Source organism: Flavobacterium suaedae, from assembly GCF_014642915.1.
Lineage (GTDB): Bacteria > Bacteroidota > Bacteroidia > Flavobacteriales > Flavobacteriaceae > Flavobacterium > Flavobacterium suaedae.
This window is the reverse complement of the sequence record NZ_BMJE01000002.1, coordinates 289785-310275: the sequence shown is the minus strand read 5'-3', so window position 1 is coordinate 310275 and position 20491 is coordinate 289785. Positions and strand designations below refer to the sequence as shown.

The following is a 20491-nucleotide window of genomic DNA, read 5'->3' as shown; positions in this document are numbered from 1 at the left end:
GGCGTAAAAATAATGAAATATAATTTATTGCCAATTTCTTAATTTAAAAAGCTTTCTATACTTGAATTTACCTCATAACTTATATTTTTTTACTTTTACTTTAAAATCAATCTAATGCAAATAATAAGACTAATTATTTTAAGTAGTTTTCTTTTTATAAGCTGTAAAAAAGACACTCCGGTTAAATCAAGTATCGACCCAGATAACGTAACTGATACTACAATTAAAAAAGAGGCTACTAATAGTAAACTAAATAAACTTGCTAAACAGCTAAGCGGATTATGGATAAACAGTTCTTATTTAGATAGTATTAAAGTCAGTAAATCAATATCTAAAAGCAGGAATTATTATTCAGACATCTTAGGGTTTTATCTTTACGAAGAAAATTTATTAAGCGAAAAAAGTAGTATTTGGGGGTTCACAGAAAATGAAGGAGGATATACATATCCTATAAAATATAATACAGATACCAATAATTTTATATTCGATGTTTCCAGAAAGAATGAATATCCTGAAGAAATGGATTTTTCAATGTATCTCAAAAAAGACAAATTGGAAATAATGTATACTATTCCTAAAAGGAAAAAAATATTATATACAAGAATAAGCCACTCAAAAAATATTGATGAACTAGATTATGAACTTAACCATATTCTATTTGAAGGAACTTATGTAGATAGTATAACTCAAAAGGAATTTATATTTCAAAGAAATGGTACAGTTAAAGGTTTTGACAGCATAACCAATTATGAACTACAGTATAATTTTGTTGTAGAACTTAAACCTATTGACATGATTTTTCTATCATCTTCAGATGAACCTTATTCTGATTTATACCATTATGAAATAAAAGACGATAAAATTATGCTTTATAGTAACAGAAGTTATCCTGATGAAAAAACAGAGGATGAGTTTATACCTGAAACTGGGTATATTATTGAAGAAAAACCTACTTTTATACTGATGAAAAAATAAATAAAAAAGCAGAGATATATCTCTGCTTTTTTATTTTGAATTATGCTTATTCGGATTATAAAATCAGCATTGCATCACCATACGTGTAGAAACGATATTTTTCTTTAACCGCTTCGTCATAAGCCTTACGCATTAGATCGTGCCCCATAAAGGCAGATATCATCATAAGCAGTGTAGACTTTGGTGTGTGGAAGTTTGTTATCATACAATCGGCAACACTAAAATCATAAGGAGGGAAAATAAATTTATTTGTCCACCCTACATATGGGTTAAGTGTTTGCTGCGATGAAACAGAACTTTCCATAGCTCTCATACTGGTTGTACCTACTGCACAAACTTTTCTTTTCTGTGCTTTTGCTTTGTTTACAATATCACAAGCCTCCTGAGTAATCATTAATTCCTCAGAGTCCATTTTGTGTTTAGAAAGATCTTCTACCTCAACAGGGTTAAATGTACCTAAACCAACGTGAAGTGTAATTTCAGCAAAGTCAATTCCTTTTATTTCCAGTCTTTTTAACAGATGCTTAGAGAAGTGAAGACCGGCAGTTGGTGCTGCTACAGCTCCTTCTTCTTTTGCATATATTGTTTGGTAACGGTCTGCATCTTCAGGAGTTACATCACGGTTTATGTATTTTGGTATTGGTGTTTCACCAAGTTCTGTAAGTTTTCTTCTAAACTCTTCATAAGAACCATCATATAAAAAACGTAGTGTTCTTCCGCGAGAAGTTGTATTATCTATAACTTCTGCTACTAATGAATCATCATCACCAAAATAAAGTTTATTACCTATCCTTATTTTTCTTGCAGGGTCTACCAGCACATCCCAAAGGCGTTGTTCTGAATTAAGTTCTCTTAAAAGGAAAACTTCTATTCTCGCTCCGGTTTTTTCTTTATTACCATATAATCTTGCAGGGAAAACCTTAGTGTTATTAAGCACCATTACGTCACCTTCATCAAAATAATCCAACACATCTTTAAAAAGTTTGTGTTCTATAGTTCCGGTTTTTCTGTCTACCACCATTAAGCGTGACTCATCACGGTTTTCAGCAGGGAACTCAGCAAGTAATTCTTCCGGCAGGTTGAAATTGAAGTTTGATAATTTCATTTTTTTCTCTTTAATTTCAGCGCAATAGAGGCGCTATTTTTACAGACTGCAAATATACTATCATGAAACAGGCGTTGTCAAGTGTTTTGACAACTATTTACAGGAATACGCAATTTTAAATGGGTTAAAACAGTGATTTTAAACCTTGGCAACTGAAAAACCTGCCTTTTTTAGGTCTTCCCAAAAGTCTGGGTACGATTTGCTAACTACTTCAGCATCATTTACAGTAAACGAATATTTTAATGCTAAAGGTGCAAATGCCATAGCCATACGGTGGTCATTATAAGTATCTATAGCGACTTCCTGAGAAGTATGATTAGCTTTTTGCCCGTTTACTGACAAGCTGTCTTCTGTTATAGTAACTGTAGCTCCAAATTTTTCCAGTTCTGTTTTCAACGCCTCAAGTCTGTCTGTTTCCTTTATTTTTAGTGTATGTAAACCTGTTAATTTACATTTTATATTTAAACCGAAACAAGTAACTGCTATAGTTTGCGCTATATCAGGAGTATTTTTTAAGTCCAGCTCTAAAGTATTAGAATAATCTTGGTGAACTTTAGTAAGTATTATAGTACCATTTCTAAACGCTGTTTCTACTCCAAAGTTTTTATAGATAGCTACAAGTGCAGAGTCTCCCTGTAAGCTACTTTGTTTAAAAGAAGACAAACTAATCTTACTATCTACTGGCGAAAGTGCTATTACAGCATAATAGTATGATGCCGAACTCCAATCGCTTTCGGCTGTAAGTGTTATTGGTTTTAGTTCTTTTACAGGCGCTACTGTAAGTATATTATTGTTTAGAGAAGCCTGTATACCCACACTATTAAGTAAACCCAGCGTCATTTCAATGTAGGGTAATGATGTTATTCCTCCTGCCAATGTTATAGTGATGCCTTTGGGCAATTTAGCACCTATCAATAACAAAGCAGTAATATACTGGCTGCTAACATCTGCTTTAATGGTAACATTGCTTTCTTTAAGACTTTTCCCTTTTATACATAGTGGTGGGTAGCCTTCATTTTCTGTATATTCGATAGTAGCTCCCAGTTTTCTAAGTGCATCTACCAGTATTTTTACAGGTCGTTCCTTCATCCTCTCCGAACCTGTGAGTACAACCTCTCTACCATCTTGCATTGCAAAATACGCGGTAAGAAAACGCATAGCAGTACCGGCGTGGTGTATATTTATAATACTTTCTTTGCTTTGAAGTGCCTGCTGCATGATTTGGGTATCATCCGCATTCGATATATTATGTAACGATACAGCAGGAAATAATGTCTGTAAAAGTAATATACGGTTAGTTTCAGACTTACTACCTGAAAGTTCAATATGAGTTTCGGTAATAGTATTAATCTGATCTAACCGTATATTCATTATAATAAAGTTATTACTTTAATTTTTCGTTATTATGGTGCCTGTCATGGTCGCGCTTACTTTTTAAATCCATTTTTTTATCAAAGGATTCCTGTAAGTTTATACCTGTTTGGTTAGCCAGGCAAAGTACAACAAAAACTACATCGGCAAGTTCTTCGCCTAAATCTTTATTTTTATCGCTTTCTTTTTCACTTTGCTCACCATAACGACGCGCTATTATACGAGCCACTTCACCAACTTCTTCTGTAAGTTGTGCCATGTTTGTAAGTTCGTTAAAATAACGAACCCCATGCTCTTTTATCCAGTTATCTACTGCCAGTTGGGCATTTTTAATATCCATAATTATGCTTTCTTCAATACAATTTTTTCTCCCTGCTTCTTAACTATGGTAGAGTAAAAGTCTTTTAACTGACTGTAATATTCAGGATTTATACGGCTAACATTTACATTTTCGCTTACTAAAACCTGAATCATATTACCTCTCGAACCAATTTTAAACGTAAAGGTACAAACATTTCCTTCTATCATAACATCCATTGGGCTGGGTATTGATTCTATTACATACCCTTCAGGTATGTTTAAGTTTATAGTATGTTTATCCTGAGAAGGGAAAACAAAATCAACAGGATAATTACGCTCTTCTAGTTTAAAAGGGTTTTCTGTCATAGAGAAAAACAGCATTGGCGATATATATATTTTATCTGCCACAACATCTGCCAGACCATCTCCTACAAATGAAAACTTCTCTACAACAGGCTCGTTGTAATTTTCTTTACGGTTTTCAACTGTATAATCAGATATTTCTATATCATCTAATCTTTTTTCCTGCTTAATTAAATATTCTTCTTCGTCAATATTTCCATATGCCATTCTAAACATAAAAGCATTATAATCAAAATACTGCCTTCTTACCTGTCCTTCAATATTACCTTGTTCATCTATAGTAGCCAGTATGGTATTATTTTTTATAGAAATTATAGAAGGTATAAGGCTAACTTGTTCTGATGAAAGATTATCTCTTATTACCCTACCAATTATATTTAGTGCTCTTACAGGTAAAAGTCCCGGTGCTCCCTGCTTTGTAGTAGCATCAAGAAATAATACATTATCCTGAGATTCTAATCCTGCTACTACATAGTTAAACTCATTTCTGTTTACAAAAGCTACATGCCCGTTATCACGAGTACTTAACAATACAGGGTTTGCATTAAAGCCTGCATAACGAAGCATTGCTACCAGCATCAGGTTAATTTCAGCTGCATTACCTGTTTTATCTTCGTAAGCTTCTTCAACTCCTTTTCTACACTCATAACCGTATTTATCGTTATAAGTCATTCTGTCCCTTACATAATTATATATTGCAGTAACTGCATCATCTCCGGACTTATTATTTTTTAATACGTTTTTAATGTCATCTTCAAAATAGTCTGACTTATTTAACTCCCTACCAAAATTTTCATCATTGTATATTGACTTAACAACGGTAGTCCAATCGGTTGCATAATTTTTTTCAAATTCGTTAGGAAAACTTGTCTTTGCTAACTCATGCTTTACATACGAACGGTAGTTATCTATATTATCTACAAAGCTTTCATCTTTAAGGGGTGATACATTTCGTACCGTATATGTTTTTCTGTGTATATAATAACTTACACTACCCATTTGGCTGCGAATAGTGGTATTAACCTGTCCGTAACCGGCTTTACGCCCATTACTGCTATATTCCTTAGTTATTCTTTCGGTATTTACATCTTCTTCAACAGGCATATAGGGACTAAGTATCCTATTGTATACAAAGTACTGCGGAATTTCTAATGTATACTGTATACTGTTTATAGGGATTTCCTCCTGAAAATACCATGTAGGAATGGTGCGTATATATGGAGATGTTTTTATGTATCTGTATTCAATTACAGAACCCTCTTTTACTGCCGGTAATGTAATCTTTTCAACGCTCCATATATCGTTAATTTCTTCTGTAAATTTACCTTCTTTTTTAAGTTTTGACTTTTCTGCTTTACCATTCTCTAAATTATAGGTCCAGGCTTCTTTAAAAATAACGCTTTCTCTTTGGCTACGGCTGCTTCCTGTATAAAAAGGCACTTCAACAGTTGCATAGTCATACCCATCTTTATTATATATCTTGAGCCTTACAGAAACATCTGTTACAATAAGCCAATTTCCGTTTTTATCTATATCAAAATAAGTAGTACCTGTTTTATATAAAATTGCAGCTGAAGCCGAGGGGTCAATTTCATTTGACTCTTCTTTTAACTCTTCTATTGTTACCTCTCCCAACTCAAATTCCTGAGCAATGGCTGTAATTGTAGTTGAAACAAATACTAAGAGTAGTAATAAACTTTTTTTCATTCTGATTCTGGTTTAATAATTTAGGTATAGGGGTTATTATTGTTTTATAATTACAGCTTTCGCATTATCTGCCTGAGAAACTTCTTTAAAAAACTGTCTGAAGTCATTGTACTCCTCTTTTTTATAATAGCCTTCATTTACTATTAAAGAACGTTCATATTTTAGTTTTCCTGTTTCAGTAACAGTAAATTTTGCTTCATATTCTCCAAACTTACTTGTTATTACTATATCGTCAGGTTTTGCTTCAATACTGTACCCTTCCGGCATACTAATTTCAATTTCATCAGTATCATAAAAACCAAACGTTCTTTCAAAATCTGTTTTCCTGTTTCGGTATCTTTTAGGAATACCGTTATATGGATTGAATGCATTTACGGCAAATATTACACGATTACCGCTTACAGTACCGTATCTTTTCCCTTCAAGAGTAATATTTTCAATAAGTTCTGTTTTATCAGAGTCATTTTTAATTTTTGTTTCTTTCAGGGTAAGGTTGCCTATGTTGTCAAACATATTTTTATATCGCTCCTCCAATTCATCATCAGAATATCCTTCTATTCTATATTTATAGTCATATTGAAGTCCTTTAGAAACGAAATTTACATTTCCTGAAATACCACCACTTCCGTTAAGGGTATATTGCCCTTTTGAATGTTGTGTATTTTCTTCAACTTTATACTGGTGTGTACGTACCAGCTCACTTCCCTCCGGTTTTACTACAAGTGCTAATCTGTTATCAGTAAAGTTACCCTGAAAACCAAAGGGCGCATTCTGACTGGTACATTCCAGCCAAACATAATCATCGTTATGAGGAATTGCTAATATTACATGATTTCCCTGAGTAGAAACCATATCTTCATGAAGGCTTTCCTGCTCAGAGCCTGCATTTATAACTGTGTAATAAGATTCTACCCCTACAGCTTCCAGTAAAGCTCTGGTGTAGTTGGTAAGTGCTTTACAATCACCATAACCTAAACGATCTACATCCTCAGCTTGCATAGGTTTCCAGCCACCTATACCAAGCTGTATACTTATATAGCGGGTTTTATCCTGCATGTACTTATATACTATTTTTGCTTTCTGTAAAGGGTCTTCTATACCTTTTGTGCGTTGTTGTATTTCTTCAATGGTACTTTTAGGTAATTCATCTGTACCTGTTAAAAGGTTATTATACATCCAGGCTCCAAATACTTCCCAACTTGTAGCTTCTCCTTCTACACCTTCTAAACTAAACTTATCCAGACCAAAAAGTACAACAGGTACTATTTTTTCAAAAGAAGGAGCATAATCCTCTCTTTCTAAAGCAGGCATACGCTCTACCTTTAAGCCAAGTTTAGTATTACTTTCTTTAGTAATTTCTATAGTATCATCAAAGTTGTAGGTCTTATACTTAAAGCCTAAATCGTCTTTACATGATATAGTAAAGATATTTTTTTCTACACTTACAGAAGTGCCCTCCATTGGTGCCCACCCCGGTATAAAAGCAGTATTAGGTGTTTCTGTTTCGCTGGTATATACTACGGTAAAAGGATATTGAGATGGTAAATAATCTAAATAAAGTACTCTGTCATCACTTATAACAGAACCTTCGGAAACAGATGCTTCTCTGAAGTCTTTCTCTTTTATTCTTTTTATTTCCTTACCCGATGCATCATAAATATAGGCTTCTATATCTTTAACTTTAGATGATTTAGTAAAGAACTCTCGGGCTTTTATAAATTTGCTGCCGCTCTCATTTAAAACCGTAACAACCCTTTTCTTTTTAATCTTCATAGATTTTCGGGAGTTGATTGTTACATCAGTTTCATTATACCTTACTACCGCATTGGCATTATCCAGTAAGTCATCCGGAATAGCAGTTATAGAGTATTCTTTTTGTGAAAAAATAGCTTGAGGTATGAGTAATAATAGGTAAAGGATGGAAATTCTTAAAAACATGTTAAAAAAATTTCGTCAAAAATAGGATAATTTACCCCAAATGAAAATTTTATTCTCTGTTTTTACTATCTATTAATATTGTAACAGGTCCGTCATTAACCAAAGTGACTTTCATATCTGCACCAAAACGACCTGTTTGTATTTTCTTACCTAAAACGGTTTCCATACTATTTATAAAACTTTCATATAACGGTATAGCTACATCTGGTTTTGCTGCTTTAATATATGATGGACGATTACCTTTTTTAGTAGCTGCATGCAGGGTAAACTGGCTTACTACAATAACATCGCCCGAAACATCTTGTATGGAAAGGTTCATAACACCTTCTTCATCACCAAATATTCTGAGCTTTGTTATTTTACCTGTTAACCATTCTATATCTTCTGTAGAATCGGCGTCTTCTATACCCAGCAATACAAGTAAACCTTTATTTATTGCTGAAACTTTTTCTCCTTCTATTGTTACCGAGGCTTCACTAACCCTTTGTAATACTACTCTCATTACTCCTCATTATTTTTTCCTTCACCATAAATATCTGTCCTGTAGGCTTCATCATCTCCTTCCAGTATCTGAATATAACTACGGTAGCGCGACCATGCTACTTCATCGGCATCCAAAGCATCTTTTACAGCACAATAAGGCTCTTCTTTATGCAGGCAGTTATTAAACTTACATTCTTCTTTTAAAGCAAAAAATTCAGGAAAATAATCACCTACCTCATCAGGCTCCATATCTACCACACCAAAACCGCGAATACCGGGGGTATCTATAATTTTAGCACCGAAATCAAGGTCGAACATTTCTGCAAATGTTGTGGTGTGCTGCCCCTGGCTGTGCTGTTCGGAGATTTCTTTGGTTTTAAGGTTTAAAGAAGGTTGCAGTGCATTCACCAAAGTAGACTTTCCTACCCCTGAATGTCCTGAAAAGATACTAATACTATCTTTCATTTCTTCTTTAAGCTTTTCAATACCTTTATTTTCCGTTGCAGAAACTCTAAGGCATTTATAACCTATTTTACTGTATATGTATTGCAGATAAAGTTGTTCATCTTCAGCTTCTCGGTCAAGAGTATCTATTTTATTAAAAACTATTACCGCTTCAATGCCATAGGCTTCGGCAGTAACTAAAAAACGGTCTATAAAACTGGTAGTAGTGGTTGGGTTATTTATAGTAACTAAAAGAAACAGCTTATCTACATTAGATGCTATTATGTGCACTTGTTTAGACAGGTTTACGGATTTGCGTATTATGTAGTTTTTACGCTCGTGTATTTTATTAATAACTCCGTTGCCACTTTCTTCAAGTTTAAAATCTACAACATCGCCCACCGCAACAGGGTTAGTACTTTTAATACCTTTAATCCTGAATTTTCCTTTTATACGGCACTCATAAAAAGTTCCGTCTTCGGCTTTTACGGTATACCAGCTTCCTGTAGATTTATAAACAAGTCCTGTCATAATGGCAAAGATAATAAATACCTATGCTACAACGCTATTAAAATATAACACATTAAAAAAGCTGCTTCTTTTTATGAAACAGCTTTTGCATATTCTACCTTGGCTATTTAAAGTGCAAACTAAAAACTAGGGTACGTCTTTATTTAAAACTTTTTCCTGATGGTTTATACTTTCCTGATGAATTGCTCTGAACATATTATTAATAAAATCTTCACTTAGTCCCTGCTCTTTACCTAATGCCATCATGCGCTCTAAAACCTCTTTCCAGCGTTTGTTTTGTAGTACTACTACATTGTTTTCTTTTTTAAGCCCGCCTATTTCCTGAGCAATTTGCATACGTTTACCTAAAGCATCAATCATTTTATCATCAAGCTCATTAATTTGCATCCTGTACTTTTCCAGTAAGCATTTAAAACTTTCTGTTTCATTGGTTTGTTTACGAATAACCAAGTTACCCAGAATTTGCTTTAGTCTTTCAGGAGTTACCTGCTGTGCTGCATCACTCCAAGCCTTGTCAGGGTTGCAATGTGTTTCAATCATTAAGCCGTCAAAATTAAGATCGAGTGCCTGCTGTGAAACCTGCTGAATCATATCACGTTTACCCGTAATATGCGAAGGGTCACAAATAATAGGTAAATCAGGGAACCTGTCTTGTAGTTCAATAGGAATTTGCCACTCCGGTATATTTCTATATTTAGTTTTTTCGTAAGTCGAAAACCCTCGATGTACAACACCTAGTTTTCTGATACCTGCATTATATATACGCTCAAGTCCGCCCAGCCATAAAGCTAAATCAGGGTTTACAGGGTTTTTAACCAGTACTATTTTATCAGTCCCTTGTAAAGCATCGGCAATTTCCTGAACAGCAAAAGGGTTCACTGTAGTACGCGCCCCTATCCAAAGTACATCAATATCATGTTCCAGTGCCAGTTTTACATGGTTGGCATTAGCCACCTCAACAGCCATAAGTAAACCTGTTTCGGCTTTTGCTTTTTGCAACCACTCTAAACCTATTGCTCCTACACCTTCAAATCCTCCGGGTCTTGTGCGCGGCTTCCATACGCCTGCACGATATATTGTAACATCAGAATCTTTTAACTGCCTTGCTATATCTAAAACCTGTTCTTCTGTCTCTGCACTGCAAGGCCCGGCTATAACCAATGGATGCGATACTTTTAAATCATTTAACCATTGGTGCATTTCACTATTATTTTCCATCTTCTTTATTATGACACAAAATTATGGAATTCTTACTACTTTTGTTTAAAACAAACATGCTATGTCTATAGAAGTTAAAGCTATTTCTAAAATGTATGGTGCCCAAAAAGCACTTAACAATGTTTCTTTCTCGGTAAACAAAGGCGAAGTTGTAGGTTTTCTTGGTCCTAACGGTGCAGGAAAATCAACCCTTATGAAAATACTTACCACCTACCTGAGTGCTGATAGCGGAACAGCTTTAGTAAACGGCAGTGATGTAGCAGCACAGCAAAAAGCGGTACAACAATCTATAGGCTACCTGCCTGAACACAACCCGCTTTACCTTGATTTATACGTTAGGGAATATCTTGCTTTTAATGCTGATGTTTATAAAGTAGACAAGAGCCGAATTGATGAGGTTATACAACTTACAGGGCTTACCCCTGAGGCTAATAAAAAGATAGGACAACTTTCTAAAGGATATCGCCAGCGTGTGGGGCTTGCAACAGCATTACTGCATGATCCTGAAGTATTAATTCTTGATGAACCTACAACGGGACTAGACCCTAACCAACTTGTTGAAATAAGAGAGCTAATAAAGAATATTGGCAAGGATAAAACGGTGTTTCTGTCAACCCATATTATGCAGGAAGTAGAAGCAATATGCGACAGGGTGATCATCATCAATAAAGGAGAAATTGTTACTGATAAAAAATTAAACAGTCTTTCCGGTGACAGTGAGCAAATTATAGAGGTTGAGTTTGATTACAGAGTAGAAGAGCAATTACTACAGAGCATTCCACACCTTAAAAACTACGTAAATGTATTTGATTTTACATGGGAACTGACTTTTGACACTAAAGAGGATATGCGCCCAACTATATTTGATTTTGCACATGACAATGGTTTAAAAACACTTCGATTAAACCAAAAGAATAAAAATCTGGAAGCTATTTTCAGAGAAATGACAAATAAGCAAAAAGAAGAATAATCTAACTATTATTAGTAAACTATATGACCGGTGTATAACTGTTCTACATCTACAACAGGAGGTTCGTTTTTAAGTACTAAATTACCGGTAGAATATATAGTTCCTGACACTTGCTGTTGCGGGTTTACTATAATATCATTAGAACTTCGGTGGAATACATATACACTTTCAGCAACAAGGTTAGCTCCATCAAAACGAGCATCGCCTGAATAAAAACTCACATTCAAATTAGTTACCTGCCCTGATATTTTGTAATAGCACGACTGGTTATCCTGTACCAGTAAGCTCTCTGCATTTAATTGTAAATCAAATATACCTGAAGCTGTTTCACTATGTAAACCTGATTCCAATGTGAGAGACGGAAAACTCAAAATTCTATTTGATTTTACAGCAAACTGCGAAGCCGAATATATGCGTTCTAAAACAGGTGTTGTTACCGTTACAGTAGTACTATTGTAATCTCTAGTCCAGTTACAATTATTACTGTTTGTGATAAATAACTCACCGTCTTCTCTAACCTCAGCAGTAATATATTCTTTTAGATTTTCACCTGTTTGTACGGTTACTTTTTGCTCCTCGCCTTGTGCTATAATCAGTTCTATACCGGGAGATATATGAATTTTATTAAACGATGCTACCTCAACATCATATAGTAGAGTATCGCCGGCTTTCCTATAACATTCCGGCGACGATTCACTATTACAGCCCGTAAAAAGCTGCAATAATACAATAACTACTATGGGTAAATATACCTTTTTAAAACTCATAACCTTGCTCCTATAGTAAACTCAAGTACTTCTGCTTTTGCTCCGTGTGTTTTAAGTGCAACACCTGTAAATATAGGTTTGCTTATGTAATATTTCATGCCTACACGCTGATATAGACTACCTGTATATTTAAAAGGTTCGTACACATAAACACCTGCCTGAGCCTCTACCGACAGTTTATTTATAAATAATTCATAGCCCACAAAAGCCCCTATTTTTCTATAATCGGTAGTACCATCAACATTTTCTTCGGGGTACGCTACAGCTTTATACTTTATATATTCCTCTAAATATTTCGGCCAGAAAAAATCAACCCCTAACTGAAAAGCACTTTTTCTGGTAAAACGTTTATCAGCATATACCGAAAGTGCATAGTATGGGTATTGACCGCTGCCTATAACATCACTTTCGTTGACTCCTCCTCTAAAGGCTATGTTATACCTAACAGGCTCTTTATAATCAACAGTATCTTTTTGTAAGGGGATGTATGCTATACTTTCATCTCTGCTGAATGTATAATTCAAACCTACATTCACCGCAAAAGTATTGGTGCTGGTATTTGGTGCTTTCATGCTGGCATTACTATGATGAATAAACGAAAGTCCTGCCTGAATCCCTATTCCTTGCCATATATCAGCATGGTTATAATTAAGCATAAAGTAAGTAGAAGGCATTACACTGGCACCATAAGCGTAGTTCCTGAAATTAGTTTCTTTGTCATAAGGGTTGGTGTTATACGCTACCCCCTGCCCTATTCGAAATAATAAATGCCTTTTAAAAAAATAAAAGTTATAATGACCGTACAAACCATACATTTCTCCTAAAGACTGGTTTTTCATATCCTCATACTGAAATGAAAAGCCCCAATCAGGATAGTTATATACCCGTTCCCATTCTTTTTTACCAAAAGTTTTTCGGTTAAAACTTATGATTACTCCCTCAGGATGTCCTGTAATAAGGTGTTGTATCGACTTACGGTGCGGAATTATATTACCATAAAAGTAACTGGCATCAACTGTATAGTTACCTTCTGCTTTGTTTTGAGCAAAAAGTAAAACGGGAAATAATAGCAAAAGAAGTAATACGTGCTTCATCTTACAGATTGAGAGGCAAATATAAAAGAATTTAGAAAACAGCTTTTGCCACTTCCTTAATATTACCTTCTTTTTATATAGAGCAGTAATAAAGCACCACTATAAATTTCAAAACCAATTATTTATATATCTGTAATAGAAAAAATTTTATATTGCAAATGTTGTTTTTCCTCTATTTTTATAACACATATACTAGAATAATTACTTACTTTTTATTATGAGAACAAGTTTAAATTTTGAAAACCTAGATACTAAAAAATTACTTTCTGAACTTGACTTTGAATTTTTTTTGAAACAAAACATCAAAGATGAAAACTATAATGAACAGGAAATTAATCAAATACATAATAGCTACAACTCCTATAAAAATGAATTAAAACTAAACAAAAAGAAAAAGAAACAATATTACTACCTTATGGAAGGAAAGGTCAGAAAAATGTTTACTGGTGGTCTTTTACCAGCATTATTCGGACTTGATGAAACTAGAAGCCACAGATTTATAGATTTTGAAGCTGTTGGTGAAAATTGGGCATATTTTAATTACTGGCAAAAATATTATAGAAGAAAAATCATTAGAGAGAAAACATGGGGGTATATTATAAAATTAGGTAGTACACTTGCTATAATACTATCTATAATAAAATTACTTGAGTACTTTAAAGTTTTATAACGTAAGAGACTTTTGCCTCTCCGCTACTTTCAATACAGTTTCATATAGCTTTTCAGCTATTTTTACTTTATCATTTGGTTCAGTTTTTACAAACTCATATTCCAGGTCTCTGCTTTCAGCTAAAAACTTTACTCCCTTACCAAAACTATCGGGTAGTTTCTCTACTTCCTTATTTATACTTATAATAGTAAACCCTTGTTTTACGAGCTCTAAATAGTCACCGGGCAGGCTGTTGCTTGCGGTAGCATCTATTGCTATAAGGTTCTCCATACCATAGGCACGCACAAAGTTTAGTACGTCTTCCATTTTAAAAGGTATTCCGAATTGTATAAAATTAGCTTCCCATGAGTAATTGACACCTTCTTTTTCATAAAATGCCACAGTTGAGTTAGTTATTATTGGGAATCTTATATCCAGCTTGCGCTCTAAAACAAGGGTTTTATTATTCTTTACTACTTTATCTATTAAGGCACTCCCGGCATTACCTATACCAAAAAGTACTATGTTTATTCTACTGATCATAATTTTTAATTAAAGAAGAGAACTGCCTTCGGGATGCCGAAGGCAGCCACTTCATGAAACAAACAAAAAACAACTTATATCACAACTTTAATCATTGTATTAATTATATAAATAGTCCTTATTCAGGACTAATGAAACGGGAATGTTGTTTACCAACATATTGTAAGCAGGACTCCTTAATTGCACCTCATTCATCCACTTTTCCAGCACTTCTCTGGATACTGTAGTAGCAGGCTTCAGCTTAATTTCAATACTACTAAAGCCCGGTTTTGCTTCTTTCGCTTCCGCTGATAATGCGGTTAAATCGCCCGTTATTTCTATTTGTAATGAGCGTAACACTATGCCCTGTTCCTTTGCAATGCTTTGCCCAAGGGCATTAATACAGCCTGCAAAGCCTGCCAGTAAGTACTCGTAAGGGTTTGGACCTTCCAGCTCAGGGTATTTTGAGTTTTCACTTACTCTTAAATCAGTATTTAGTGTTTTAACAACAAACTGTTTGTTGTTTCCGGTATAGCCCAGTACATTTATTAAATTAGCATTCATGGTTTTATTTTTTATGTATTGTAGTTTTATAAAAATTGTGTTTAAACAAAAAGCCCTTTTGGAGCGGTTACCAAAAGGGCTGAAACTTGATTATTGTATAATAAATCTTTAAGTCTTTCGCTTTGGTAGTCGCATATACATATAGCGCATCCACATCCATGTAGTATTGTTATAAATACAGGTTGAATGATTGTAATCGGATGTTGTATGTGCGAAAAACGTTTTCATTTTCTTATTACTGTTAGTTACTAAATGCTATACCGAAATTTAAAATTGTTATAATAAAAAAGCCCTTGCTTTGTTGGGCAAGGGCTGCTGTTTATATTTTATGTATGTTATATCTTTAAATATTTTCTATAACAAAATCAACAGCAACCCTGGCGGACATATTCCACATAGTATGATTGCGATATTGACAGGTTATAAAATTCATTTTATTTGCTTGATTATTGCTCAACAAACTTCTACAGTATTTTTCAATAAAACAAATAAAAATTAAAATTTAACACTCAAACGTTTTAGAATACTATTAGTTTTTAGACAAGCAGTATAGCTAATCAGATTATTTAATTAACATCTTTTTAGTTATAATCTCGCTGTTATTACTAATCAGGCTGTATAAATACAGACCCGGTTTAAATTCACTGGCATCAAGTGTAACTGTACCTTTTTCTTCTTTTAAAGTAAATTCTTTTAAACTCTCTCCGCTTAAATTAAACACCATAAGCACTACATTCTGTGCACCTTTAGGAAAAGAATAGGCAATTTCTGTACTGTTATCAAACGGATTTGGTGTGTTTTGTCCTAAATAAAAACCACTTTCAGCAATTTTGTCCATTTCGGTAGCAGTAAAGTTATCTTTAGAAACTACATATGTTTTAGCATCGGCTAATTGCTTTTTAAGATATTCGACCTCTTCTGATAATTCCTGTATACCTTTAGTTAAAACAGATATGATACCATTGTAATTTACGCTTTTGTATGTACCTACACCCTCTTCATTATGATTAACAACAAGTTCGGGCAGCAACTTCTCTAACTCTTGGGCTATAAAGCCATGCTGTACCGCATCCGGAAATGAAATATCAAATTTATTATCTGTTTTGAAGGTATAGGTTACCGGATTAAGAGCTTTTATAAGCTCTAAAACCGAACCCTCCGCCTCTATATCCTGTTTAAATTGCTCATCAGAGGTAAAGGTTGCACTTGTAGCGATAATTGGCCCTTTAAAATCGGCTGCTGTAAAGTTAGCCGGAGATATTTGACTATCTCCCTTTGTTATGAGTAATCCTTTATAAAATCTTGACCTGATACCTACTTGATAAAGTTCCTTTCTTATAGAAAAACTGTCAGCAAACCCAAAATCTGTAGAACCGTTTGACCTAAATGATGCTGCAAGAGTGGACTGTGTGGAGGTAAAGCTATCAGCAAATTTTATATCCAAACCCCTCCCAACTGCATTGGGACTTATATATTGTATAAACGCGTTTGTCTCAGCCGAGCTATAACCCATTACCAAAGCTTTTCCTTCATCCTGAATTCTAAGTCCATGCAAGCGTTGACCTGATGGAGGTGTTACTAACTCGCCTAATGACAGCCAACGAGCTGTGGCATCAAATGAGAAATCTGTACCGTTTTGTAATTGTGTAATAATCCCTGGCTTAAATCTAAAAATTTCCTGTGTTCCCAGGCTTGAAGTTGGAATTGTTGTTGACACTGCTCCTTGAGAACTGTTTTGTGAAAAGCTTACCATACTAATTAGTAGGAAAGCCGGAATGATAATTTTTTTCATGATATATAATTATTTAAGGTTATGTTAAAATTAATTAGCTTAGCGTCACAAAAATTTTTACAGAATAAAATTTAACAAAAAAATAACTGATGTTTAGGAAAGTAAAACCACTGTTAATCAGTATCTTATATTTAAATTTTAACTATTTACAGTAGGGCATCTCATTTTTTATCTCATGACATAATAAGTATTAAAATTTCTCTATTTAAAATAGGTTTTATACATTTGCACTATTAATTTCGAGGAAAGATTTGTACTGATTGCAACCTCAATAAAAAATGCTAAAGCAGGGTATCTCTCCACATCTTTAGCGCGCTTTTGTTGCACTTTACACTCTTCTCTACTTAAAAATAAAGGTTTAAAAAATGGCATATTTATTCACTTCAGAATCAGTAAGTGAGGGGCACCCTGACAAGATTGCTGACCAAATATCTGATGCATTAATAGATAATTTTCTGGCTTTCGATCCGGAATCAAAAGTAGCTTGCGAAACTTTAGTTACTACAGGACAGGTAGTACTGGCAGGCGAAGTAAAATCTAAAATATATTTAGATGTACAACAAATAGCACGTGACGTTATAAAGAAAATAGGCTACACTAAGGGCGAATATATGTTTGATGCAAACTCTTGTGGGGTACTTTCGGCAATACACGAACAATCTCAGGATATAAACCAAGGGGTAGACCGCCAAAGTAAAGAAGATCAGGGAGCGGGTGACCAGGGTATGATGTTTGGTTATGCTACTAATGAAACGGAGGACTACATGCCGTTAGCATTAAACCTGTCGCACAAATTACTACAGGAACTAGCTGCATTAAGAAGAGAGAGTAAAGAAATTACTTATTTACGCCCTGATGCAAAAAGCCAGGTAACACTGGAATATGATAATGACAATAAGCCTGTAAGAATTGATGCTATAGTAATTTCTACACAGCATGATGAGTTTGCTGACGAGCCTACTATGCTGGCAAAAATTGAAAAGGATATTAAAGAAATTTTAATTCCGCGTGTTATAAAAAACAATCCGCAATATGCGCATTTGTTTAACGACAAAATAAACTACCACATTAACCCAACCGGTAAGTTTGTTATTGGTGGTCCTCATGGCGATGCAGGGCTTACAGGTCGTAAAATTATAGTAGATACTTACGGTGGTAAAGGTGCTCACGGTGGTGGTGCATTCTCCGGGAAAGACCCTAGTAAGGTAGACCGTAGTGCTGCCTATGCCACACGCCATATTGCTAAAAACCTAGTAGCCGCAGGCGTAGCCGATGAAATACTGGTACAGGTGTCATACGCTATTGGGGTAGCAAAACCAATGGGGATATACATACATACCTATGGTACAAATAATGTAAATCTTACCGATGGCGAAATCGCTAAAAAAGTAGAGCAATTATTTGATATGCGTCCTTACTTTATAGAGCAACGTTTAAAACTAAGAAACCCTATTTACAGCGAAACTGCTGCTTATGGGCACATGGGGCGTAAGCCACAAACGGTAACTAAAAAATTTACCGCTCCTAATGGTGAACAAAAAGAGCTTGAAGTGGAGCTTTTCACTTGGGAGAAACTGGATTATGTGGATAAAGTAAAAGAAGCATTTAGCCTATAAAGCAAAATGTACATACAACACTAAGCCCTTGAATATTCAGGGGCTTTTTTATTTTAAATAAGCATTACACACATATCACCTTATAAATTATTATTTTTACAGAGTATGAAATTTATTCTGTATCTTTTATTTACAGCAAGCGTAATTATTACTCAAGCACAGGAAACCAGTTTACCTGCGGAGTTATTACATAGCTTTAATGCCGGAACTGACCGATATGTAGGTACAGATAATTTCGGGTATAAGTACACTATTGGCAATAATGAATTTCGTAAATATAAAGATGGCAATACAATACACTTTAAAGCAGTAGCCTTGGGCGACTTGTATAGTGTTGATTTGCAAAACCCATTACAAATAGTGCTGTTTTATAAAGATTTTAATACTGTAGTGCTATTAGATAATCAACTGAACGAAACTATCCGTATTAATTTCTCACAATTAAACCAGCCTGTAGTAGCCGAAGGTGTAGGACTGGCTTCGCAAAACCGTCTTTGGGTATACGATACTAACACGCAACAGGTTGGTTTATACTCACTAACACCTAATACTTTTAAAACGTTAACACCGCCTTTCAACAAAAAATTGAAATACTACCAGTCTGACTACAACTATTTCTATTGGGCAGACGAAACAAATAACCTTTATGCAGTTAACCTGTTTGGTAAAGTATCGTTTCTAGGAACGTTACCTGCTTATGACCAACTGGAATTGATTTCTGCTAAAAAAGTTTTACTGAAAAAAGATAACGTCCTCTACCTGTATAACCTACAGGAAGCAACATATAACAAGATAGAAATTGCAGAAAAAAGCTTTTTAAGCTTTCACTATACCGCACAAATTTTATCTATTTTTACAAACAATAAAATTATTCAATACAATATAATACTCCCTAAGTAATGCATATAGCCGTAGCTGGAAATATAGGAGCCGGAAAAACCACACTTACCGGACTTTTGGCAAAACAATTTAAATGGGAACCTCACTATGAAGATGTAGTGGACAACCCATATTTAGATGATTTTTACCACCAAATGGAACGATGGTCTTTCAACTTGCAGATATACTTTTTAAACAGCCGTTTTAAACAGATACTGCAAATACGTGAAAGTGGTAAAAAAATAATACAGGACAGGACGATATACGAGGATTCCCACATATTCGCACCCAACCTCCATGCTATGGGGCTAATGACAAACAGGGATTTTAATAACTACCTGTCGCTTTTTGAAATGATGGAGAGCTTTGTAGCTGCTCCTGATTTGCTTATTTACCTACGCAGTTCTGTGCCTAATTTGGTAAAGCAAATACAAAAGCGCGGACGTGATTATGAAAACTCTATTTCTATAGATTACCTGAACCGACTTAACGAGCGTTACGAGGCATGGATACAAGGGTACGACAAAGGAAAACTTTTAGTACTGGATGTGGACAAACTGGACTTTGTAGATAAACCAGAGGACTTAGGAATTATAGTAGATAAAATTAACGCGGAGTTAAACGGACTATTTTAAAACAGTCTGTCTAAATAAAAAAAGCCCTGCAAAATAAATGCAGGGCTTTTTTATATCAATTTGTAAACTTTATACTAATATACTAAATCGAAAGAACCATTAGTCATTGTAATGAAATCTAGAGTTTCTCCTTGGTAAGACACTACATTACCATGAAATGTTCCTTTAAGTTTGTGCTCAGTACATATCTCTACATTATCTATAATACCTTCATCATTATTTTCATACGACTCATAATAAGTATTGTTACCTTTTTTATACTCTAAATCGTATATTGATTCCTCTCCTGTATAAGGGACTTGAGCTTCAAATGATAAAACATCAGCATGGTCTTTAGTTAAAGCAGTAACATAAATTCTTGACCCGTTTACTTCTACATCTACTTCTTCAAAATATTTCTTCTGACCATCAATAGTAACTACTACCGGTGCATTAGAGTTAGCTGAATCGTTAGAATCGTCATCACTAGAGCAAGAACTAAAAACTGTTGCACAGGCAACAGCAACAAATAGATAAATTTTTTTCATTGGTTAAATTTTTTTAAAAGATTTGCGCAAATCTACTTTTT

At 34.5% G+C, this 20491-nt stretch carries 20 protein-coding genes; 6 read left to right on the top strand and 14 right to left on the bottom strand.

The window, feature by feature from the left end; translation table 11 throughout:
- The first annotated feature begins 114 nt into the window (after positions 1-114).
- Positions 115-975 (top strand): hypothetical protein, encoded by an 861-nt coding sequence (locus IEW45_RS04370; RefSeq protein WP_188620012.1) that lies wholly within the window; start codon positions 115-117, stop codon positions 973-975.
- Positions 976-1030: 55 nt separating this feature from the next.
- Here the strand turns inward: IEW45_RS04370 and queA are convergent, their stop codons facing one another.
- From queA to IEW45_RS04330, 8 genes are all read right to left on the bottom strand, one after another.
- Positions 1031-2080: a tRNA preQ1(34) S-adenosylmethionine ribosyltransferase-isomerase QueA gene (queA, locus tag IEW45_RS04365; protein WP_188620011.1), complete on the bottom strand. Its 1050-nt coding sequence runs from the start codon at positions 2078-2080 to the stop codon at positions 1031-1033.
- Between the two features lie 138 nt (positions 2081-2218).
- Positions 2219-3451, bottom strand: coding sequence for a 3-phosphoshikimate 1-carboxyvinyltransferase (aroA, locus tag IEW45_RS04360; RefSeq protein ID WP_188620010.1), 1233 nt, complete (start codon positions 3449-3451; stop codon positions 2219-2221).
- Between the two features lie 13 nt (positions 3452-3464).
- Positions 3465-3791, bottom strand: a complete 327-nt coding sequence (locus IEW45_RS04355; protein ID WP_188620009.1) for a nucleotide pyrophosphohydrolase — start codon at positions 3789-3791, stop codon at positions 3465-3467.
- Between the two features lie 2 nt (positions 3792-3793).
- Positions 3794-5821, bottom strand: coding sequence for a transglutaminase family protein (locus IEW45_RS04350; RefSeq protein WP_188620008.1), 2028 nt, complete (start codon positions 5819-5821; stop codon positions 3794-3796).
- Between the two features lie 36 nt (positions 5822-5857).
- A complete protein-coding gene (locus IEW45_RS04345) occupies positions 5858-7759 on the bottom strand; it encodes a DUF3858 domain-containing protein (RefSeq protein WP_188620007.1) in 1902 nt (633 codons plus the stop codon).
- 49 nt (positions 7760-7808) lie between these two features.
- On the bottom strand, positions 7809-8261 hold the full coding sequence (dtd, locus tag IEW45_RS04340; RefSeq protein ID WP_188620006.1) for a D-aminoacyl-tRNA deacylase: 453 nt from the start codon (positions 8259-8261) through the stop codon (positions 7809-7811).
- Entirely contained in the window at positions 8261-9217 is a 957-nt protein-coding gene (gene rsgA, locus IEW45_RS04335) for a ribosome small subunit-dependent GTPase A (protein WP_188620005.1), read from the bottom strand. The genes dtd and rsgA overlap by 1 nt, the downstream gene beginning before the upstream one ends.
- Before the next feature lie 126 nt (positions 9218-9343).
- Positions 9344-10435: a bifunctional 3-deoxy-7-phosphoheptulonate synthase/chorismate mutase type II gene (locus IEW45_RS04330; protein ID WP_188620004.1), complete on the bottom strand. Its 1092-nt coding sequence runs from the start codon at positions 10433-10435 to the stop codon at positions 9344-9346.
- Between the two features lie 61 nt (positions 10436-10496).
- Between IEW45_RS04330 and gldA the strand changes: the two genes are divergently transcribed.
- Entirely contained in the window at positions 10497-11405 is a 909-nt protein-coding gene (gene gldA / locus IEW45_RS04325) for a gliding motility-associated ABC transporter ATP-binding subunit GldA (protein ID WP_188620003.1), read from the top strand.
- A gap of 11 nt (positions 11406-11416) precedes the next feature.
- On the opposite strand, the gene IEW45_RS04320 is transcribed toward gldA, so the two are convergent.
- Positions 11417-12172: a head GIN domain-containing protein gene (locus tag IEW45_RS04320; protein WP_188620002.1), complete on the bottom strand. Its 756-nt coding sequence runs from the start codon at positions 12170-12172 to the stop codon at positions 11417-11419.
- On the bottom strand, positions 12169-13266 hold the full coding sequence (locus tag IEW45_RS04315; protein ID WP_188620001.1) for an acyloxyacyl hydrolase: 1098 nt from the start codon (positions 13264-13266) through the stop codon (positions 12169-12171). Before IEW45_RS04315 ends, IEW45_RS04320 begins: the two co-directional genes overlap by 4 nt.
- 217 nt (positions 13267-13483) lie before the next feature.
- On the opposite strand from IEW45_RS04315, the gene IEW45_RS04310 reads away from it, so the two are divergent.
- The gene (locus IEW45_RS04310) at positions 13484-13936 is read left to right on the top strand and encodes a hypothetical protein (RefSeq protein WP_188620000.1); all 453 of its coding nucleotides are present in this window, start codon (positions 13484-13486) and stop codon (positions 13934-13936) included.
- Here the strand turns inward: IEW45_RS04310 and IEW45_RS04305 are convergent.
- The 3 genes from IEW45_RS04305 to IEW45_RS04295 all read right to left on the bottom strand — a co-directional run bounded on the left by IEW45_RS04305 (position 13931) and on the right by IEW45_RS04295 (position 16793).
- On the bottom strand, positions 13931-14458 hold the full coding sequence (locus tag IEW45_RS04305) for a hypothetical protein (RefSeq protein ID WP_188619999.1): 528 nt from the start codon (positions 14456-14458) through the stop codon (positions 13931-13933). The genes IEW45_RS04310 and IEW45_RS04305 overlap by 6 nt on opposite strands.
- A 99-nt stretch (positions 14459-14557) precedes the next feature.
- Entirely contained in the window at positions 14558-15001 is a 444-nt protein-coding gene (locus IEW45_RS04300) for an OsmC family protein (protein WP_188619998.1), read from the bottom strand.
- 562 nt (positions 15002-15563) lie between these two features.
- Positions 15564-16793: a tail fiber domain-containing protein gene (locus tag IEW45_RS04295; RefSeq protein WP_188619997.1), complete on the bottom strand. Its 1230-nt coding sequence runs from the start codon at positions 16791-16793 to the stop codon at positions 15564-15566.
- A 365-nt stretch (positions 16794-17158) separates the two neighbouring features.
- Here IEW45_RS04295 and metK point away from each other — a divergent pair, with 365 nt between their 5' ends.
- The 3 genes from metK to IEW45_RS04280 all read left to right on the top strand — a co-directional run bounded on the left by metK (position 17159) and on the right by IEW45_RS04280 (position 19923).
- Entirely contained in the window at positions 17159-18409 is a 1251-nt protein-coding gene (metK, locus tag IEW45_RS04290; RefSeq protein WP_188619996.1) for a methionine adenosyltransferase, read from the top strand.
- A gap of 105 nt (positions 18410-18514) precedes the next feature.
- Entirely contained in the window at positions 18515-19309 is a 795-nt protein-coding gene (locus IEW45_RS04285; RefSeq protein ID WP_188619995.1) for a hypothetical protein, read from the top strand.
- Positions 19309-19923 (top strand): deoxynucleoside kinase, encoded by a 615-nt coding sequence (locus IEW45_RS04280; RefSeq protein ID WP_188619994.1) that lies wholly within the window; start codon positions 19309-19311, stop codon positions 19921-19923. Before IEW45_RS04285 ends, IEW45_RS04280 begins: the two co-directional genes overlap by 1 nt.
- 74 nt (positions 19924-19997) lie before the next feature.
- Here the strand turns inward: IEW45_RS04280 and IEW45_RS04275 are convergent, their stop codons facing one another.
- Positions 19998-20450 carry a hypothetical protein gene (locus IEW45_RS04275; RefSeq protein WP_188619993.1) on the bottom strand — a complete coding sequence of 151 codons (453 nt, stop codon included), beginning with the start codon at positions 20448-20450 and terminating at the stop codon, positions 19998-20000.
- Positions 20451-20491: the final 41 nt, after the last annotated feature.